Genomic DNA, 6,521 nt, shown 5'->3' on the forward strand with positions numbered 1-6,521 from the left:
TAGTCATTAGAAAAGGAGAAAAATAATGAAAAAGATTAAAGTTTTATTGGCAGCATTATTAGTGTTCTCACTGAGTAACGTATACACGTCATTTGCAAATAGTCAAGAGCCAGTTGAAATCACTTTTTGGCACGCCATGAATGGTCCCCATCAAGAAGCTTTAGCTAAATTAGTAGAAGCTTTTAACCAATCGCAAGACCAATACAAAGTTGTAGAACAAAACCAAGGAGATTATGCTTCTCTTCAACAATCGATTATCGCCTCAGGAGTATCAAAAGATTTACCAGTAATGGCTCAATTAACGGCTTCTACTGTAGTAGATTTTAAGGATCAAGGATTGACAATGCCTTTAGACGAGCATTTAACATCGGAAAATGGTTTTACTCAAGAATTACGTGACGATATTTTTGAAGGCTTCTTAACAGGGGTTACTTTTGATGATCAAATTTATGCATTACCTTTTTCAAAGTCAGTGCGGATGATGTATGTTAATCAGGATATTTTGGATGAAGTTGGAGCTGAAATTCCTAAAACTTGGGCTGAGGTTCTAGAATTAGGTAAAGCATTGGATGAAGCTGGAATTGAAGCTCAGGCGATGGGTTTAGAAAACGGGCCTTCGATGGAATTAGAAACAATGGCTAAACAAAATGGAGCAACTTGGATTGCCGATGATAAGTCCACCACAGATATTGCTTCAGACAAAGCGGTTGAGACTTTGCAATTTTTAAAAGATTTAATCAAAGAAGACCATGCTCGTATCGCAGGTGAAGATGGATACATGTCTGGACCATTCTCACAAGGCGCAACAGCTTTATATATTGGTTCATCTGCAGGACTTCCCCACGTGTTACCAGGTGTGGAAGAATCAGGCATGAAGATGGTAACTGCTGAACTTCCTGTTTATGGTGAAGGTGAACCATTAACTTTATTTGCAGGAAATGATCTTGGTATTTTTGCTTCAGCTTCTGATGAGCAAATTGCAGGAGCGATTCAATTCATGTCATTTTTACTTCAAGCAGATAATACTGCTCAATGGGCAAAAGATACAGGTTATTTACCAATCACTAAATCTGGTGTAGAGTCTAAAATTTGGCAAGATTTTCTTGCAGATGTCCCTTATGTTGAAGCTGCAACAAAAGAGTTAACATATGGGAAATCACAAGTTCCCTATGTGGGCGCTTCTGAGGTGTTTACGGAATTAAATACCGCAATCGAAAATGTGTTTATTAATGATTCAGATCCAGCTACAGAGCTTAAGAATATTGAAGATTTAGTCAAAGGACATTTAGGTTTATAAGTCCTGAGAGAGTTAAGCAAATCCCCTCTAGATTGGTTGAAAACTCATCTAGAGGGGATTTTTTCTATATATGATTTATTTGAGACAGATTCTATGATTTTCCTAGTCCTAAACCTATGTTATACTAAAATTATTCGATTTTGAAAGGTGGTGAGCGATATTGCTAAAGAATCCAGAGCATTTATTTGTAATAGGAGATATCCATGGAATGAGTGATGAATTAGATAAGTTATTACAAGACTGGAATCCTGATAAGGAAAAACTAGTTTTTATAGGCGATTATATTGATCGAGGATATAATAGTTTGGCTGTTTTGAAACGTGTGTGGCAGCTTCAAAGTCAGTATAATGCCATTTGTATAAGAGGAAATCACGAATCCATGCTCTTGAATTTTTTACGCAGTCCTCACAACTTCTTTAATCATTACATTATGAATGGTGGCATTTCTACAATCTGTCAGTTATTGGAAATATCTGAAGATAAGGTGGTAAAGTCGCAAGCAAGGCGGTTAGTTCGGCAAATCAAAAATGGTTATCCTATGCTTGAAGATTGGCTGGAAAGTCTGCCCTATTACATTGAATATGGGGAATTTATTATTGTTCACGCTGGTTTAGATTTGTCTCTCGAAGATTGGAAGGACACTTCCGATCATGAATTTATGTGGATAAGAGATCGTTTTCATCAAACGAAAAATCAAACCGGAAAACAAATCGTTTTTGGACACACGCCGACCATGGTTTTGCATCAAAATTATTATGATTCAAGTGTTTGGCGTAAAGATATGAAATGGGGCATTGATGGCGGATGTGTTTTTGGGGGCCAATTACATGCTCTGAAAATCAGTCCAACAGCAGTTATACAAATATGTTCCGTTCCAGTTTTAGAAGGAGAATGACAGGATGAATAGTGCAGATAAACAAGCAGATATTTTAAAGGCAATCAGTCAAGAATTGAATATTAAAATTGATCAAGTAGAAGCCGTTCTTAATTTATTAACAGATGGGAATACGATTCCTTTTATTGCTCGATACCGTAAAGAAGTCACAGGGTCCCTTGATGAAGTTCAAATATATGATATTGATAAAAAATATCAATATGCCATAAATTTGAAACAACGTAAAGAAGAAGTCATCAAAACAATTGGAGCACAAGGGAAACTAGATGCTGATTTGCAAGAAAAAATTGAACAAGCTCAAACCTTACAGCAAGTCGAAGATTTTTATCGTCCATTTAAGAAAAAACGTCGAACCAAGGCAATGATAGCGATTGAAAATGGTCTTGAACCACTAGCAAAATGGATATTAGAAGAAGGAAACATAGAAGCTTCAATTGCGAAAGAAGCAGAGAAATATCTTAATAACAAAGTTCAAACCGCAGAAGAAGCACTTGAAGGTGCTCACGAGATCATCGCTCAAGAAATAGGAGATCGAGCCGATTTTCGTGAATTTATTCGCAAATACACAAAATATAATGCGGATTGGACGACAAGTTTAAAAAATCAAGATTTAGATGAACGCGGTGTTTACCGCATGTATTATGATTTCCAAGAAAAATTAACAAAAATCGCTGAACACCGTGTTTTAGCATCCAATCGTGCTGAAAAAGAAGGCGTCCTTTCCATAAAAATTCAAGTGGATGAAGAACCTGCTTTGCAGTATATGCGTAAATATATGATTAACGGGAATTTATCTAATCAGCAAAAAGAACGCATCGATTTAGCTATTAAAGACGCTTATAAAAGGTTCATTCAACCAGCGATTGAACGAGAAATTAGAAGTGAGCAAACGGAAAAAGCAGACCGGCATGCGATTGCGATTTTTGGTGAAAATCTTCGTCATTTACTCTTACAACCCCCATTAAAAGGAAAACGTGTTCTCGGGTTAGATCCTGCCTATCGTACGGGATGTAAGCTCGCAATTATCTCAGAAACAGGTCGTGTTTTAGATAAAGGGGTCATTTATCCTCATCCTCCCGCTTCGGCTCAAAAACGTGAACAAGCTGGTCCCCTCTTAAAGTCAATGCTCGAAAAACATCAAGTGGATGTTATAGCAATCGGTAATGGAACTGCAAGTAGAGAATCCGAAATTTTTGTTAGTGAAATAGTTAAACAAATCGAGCGGCCCATTCGTTTCGTGGTCGTTAATGAAGCAGGAGCATCAGTATATTCTGCGAGCGAAATTGCGCGCCAAGAATTCCCTGATTACCATGTTGAAGAAAGAAGCGCCGTTTCCATAGCAAGAAGATTACAAGACCCATTAGCCGAATTGATTAAAATCGATCCAAAATCAATGGGCGTTGGTCAATATCAACATGATGTGAGTCAAAATCTACTAGCTGATGAATTAGATTTTGTTGTAAATATGACGGTTAACCAAGTGGGAGTGGATATTAATACAGCGAGTATTCAATTATTAGAACGTGTTTCTGGATTGACTCATACAACAGCTAAGAATGTGATTTTATTACGTGATGAGATTGGTCGTTTTGCCAATCGAACACAAATTAAAGAGGTCAAACGGATGGGACCTAAAACTTACGAACAAGCTGTCGGCTTTTTAAGGATTATTAAAGGTCAAAATCCTTTAGATCAAACTTCTATTCATCCAGAATCTTACACGACAGCACAGAAAATCTTAGAAGATAACGGAATTGAATTGAAGATGTTAGGCGAAGAAGAAACGAGTCGAATCTTAAAAGAGTTAGATAGTCATCAAATTGCTAAAACTTACCAAATCGGTAAAGAAACGGCCAAAGACATTTTGCAAGGTTTGATTAACCCTAGCCAAGATATTCGCGAAGGTCAAGATGCCCCGATTCTAAGAGAAGATGTCTTAAAAATTGAGGACCTAAAAGAAAACATGCATTTACAAGGAATAGTGCGAAATGTAGTCGATTTTGGTGTGTTTGTTGATATTGGACTTAAGCAAGATGGCTTGATACATATATCTAAGCTAGCGTCTAAATCAGGACAATTTATTAAGCATCCTTCTGAGATACTAGCAGTGGGTGATATTGTTGAGGTAGAGGTCATTTCGATTGATCAAGAACGCTCTCGTATCGGATTAAAACAGATTAAAGCATAAAAATGTTGACATGAGGCTTGCCTATTCGTTACAATGTTTAATATCGTCATTGATAGAGCGGTCGTGGCGGAATGGCAGACGCGCCAGCTTGAGGGGCTGGTGTCCTTAAGGATGTGGAAGTTCGAGTCTTCTCGGCCGCATTGAAATTAAAATAAAATCTAATTTTAAATGCAATCAATTAAAAACCCCTAATAAATTCACTTTTGAAGTGAATTTATTAGGGGTTTTGTATAGGGTTAACATAATTTTTTTTTTATATCAGTATCAAATAAAATGTTTATAAACACTACGTTTTTGTCTATTTTTTTAAAAAATCTATGTTAATCTACTTATGTTATGCAAATCATTCATTTGATTAGGGGTGGTCTATCAGAATAAAAAAGTGGTTTTGTCTTGATCAAGTTGTTTTGAAATTAGTAAGAAAGGTAAGTTTTATGAGTTTTTCAATTATTATTCAGACGTTACGAGATTATTTATGGGATTTTGTGCTTTTATATGCTTTTATTGGAATAGGAGTATTTATGACCTTACGGTTAGGTTTCCCACAGTTTTCACGAGTTTTTCCTGCACTTAAGCGAATGATCTCAGATATCTTAAGAGGGGAACCTGCTAAAGAAGGAGAGATGACTCCTTTTCAATCTTTAGCAACAGCTGTAGCAGCCCAAGTCGGAACTGGTAATATTGTAGGTATTGCAACTGCTATTATTAGTGGAGGACCTGGTGCTGCCTTTTGGATGTTAGTTTCTGGCTTTTTAGGCATGGCAACGATTTTTGTTGAAGCTTCTATGGCTCAAGTTTTTAGAGAAAGAGAAGGAACTAGCGGTAACTTGGTTGGAGGTCCAGCTTATTATATAAAAAATGGGTTAAAACAAAAATGGCTTGCTTATATATTTGCTGTTTTGTGTATTATTGCACTTGGTATAGTAGGTATTATGGTTCAAGCAAATTCAATTATTTCATCACTGAATACTGCTTTTGGATTGAATCAGCTTTTAATAGCATGCATATTAATGATAATTGTTGGTTGGATACTTATTGGAGGAATGGAGCGAATTGGCAAATTCTCAGAAAAAGTCGTGCCAACTATGGCAACGGCATATGTTTTAGCGGCATTATTAATTGTATTTTTAAATCTTAATCAACTTTTACCTACCATTAAATTAATTCTTACAAGTGCATTTAACCCTCAAGCAATTGCAGGAGGGGCTTTAGGTATAAGCATACAACAAGCGATGCGTTATGGATTAGCAAGGGGATTGTTTTCTAATGAGGCTGGGATGGGATCTACACCTCATTCTCACGCGGTAGCTACGACTTCACATCCTGCGGAGCAAGGTTTCATTGCTATGGTTGGTGTCTTTATTTGTACATTTATTATTTGTGTTGCAACTGTAATGATTAATCTCTTAACTGGAGCTTATACTGTTGATGCTGTTCAAGCGATGTCCCCTTCCGCATTGAATGAATTTGGGCAAGTAATGACACAAACTGCTTTCCAACTTCAGTTTGGTAAGATCGGTGAATCCTTTTTAGCGATTTCGCTTTCTTGTTTTTCTTTGACTACAATTGTGGGGTGGTTCTTCTTTGCGGAGTCTAATGTTAAATTTATTTTTAAAAACCCTAAAATTATCCATTCATTTAAATTAGTTGCTTTGATTTCGATTGCTTTAGGATATTTTTCTAAACCAGGCTTAGTTTGGGATATTGCTGATTTGGCAATGGGGCTAATGGCCTTGCCTAATATTGTTGCTCTAATATTTTTATCAGGGATATCAGTCGAAGTTCTGAAAGACTATGACAAACAAGTTGAAATCGATAAGGAACATATATCTTGGGATTATAAATATGAAAAGCTTCAATAATCAATTAAAAGCTCAGAATAAAAAACCCTCTTATTTTATGATGTGAACCCCAAAAGTTGGAGTTTATATTTAAGCGGTGAATTGAGTGGTATAGATTCGGTATTCAACCGGAGACATACCGCTCAATTTTTGTTTTATTCTTGTATGATTATAGTGGTGAATATATTGATTGATCTTATTCTTTAGTTTCTTATAACTAGTCAGCGGTTCTCCATAATACATTTCTTGTTTTAGTAGCCCGAAAAAGTTCTCCATCGGAGAATTGTCCAAACAGTTTCC

Annotated in this window: 5 protein-coding genes and 1 tRNA gene; 5 read left to right on the forward strand and 1 reads right to left on the reverse strand. The window is 36.3% G+C overall.

Translation table 11 applies throughout. The features are described from left to right. The first annotated feature begins 25 nt into the window (after positions 1-25). From HF969_RS09285 to HF969_RS09305, 5 genes are all read left to right on the forward strand, one after another. The gene (locus HF969_RS09285; protein ID WP_090290459.1) at positions 26-1,297 is read left to right on the forward strand and encodes an ABC transporter substrate-binding protein; all 1,272 of its coding nucleotides are present in this window, start codon (positions 26-28) and stop codon (positions 1,295-1,297) included. A 160-nt stretch (positions 1,298-1,457) separates the two neighbouring features. Then, positions 1,458-2,192, forward strand: a complete 735-nt coding sequence (locus HF969_RS09290) for a metallophosphoesterase family protein (RefSeq protein WP_245694863.1) — start codon at positions 1,458-1,460, stop codon at positions 2,190-2,192. Between the two features lie 4 nt (positions 2,193-2,196). Next, a complete protein-coding gene (locus HF969_RS09295; RefSeq protein WP_090290457.1) occupies positions 2,197-4,380 on the forward strand; it encodes a Tex family protein in 2,184 nt (727 codons plus the stop codon). A gap of 57 nt (positions 4,381-4,437) precedes the next feature. Next, positions 4,438-4,520 (forward strand) — tRNA-Leu (locus tag HF969_RS09300). A 294-nt stretch (positions 4,521-4,814) separates the two neighbouring features. Next, positions 4,815-6,242 (forward strand): alanine/glycine:cation symporter family protein, encoded by a 1,428-nt coding sequence (locus HF969_RS09305; RefSeq protein ID WP_090290456.1) that lies wholly within the window; start codon positions 4,815-4,817, stop codon positions 6,240-6,242. A gap of 69 nt (positions 6,243-6,311) precedes the next feature. Here HF969_RS09305 and HF969_RS09310 read toward each other — a convergent pair. Continuing rightward, on the reverse strand, positions 6,312-6,521 hold a 210-nt coding region (locus HF969_RS09310), incomplete at its 5' end, for an IS3 family transposase (RefSeq protein WP_168427208.1).

Source organism: Facklamia miroungae (assembly GCF_012396555.1).
Lineage (GTDB): Bacteria > Bacillota > Bacilli > Lactobacillales > Aerococcaceae > Facklamia > Facklamia miroungae.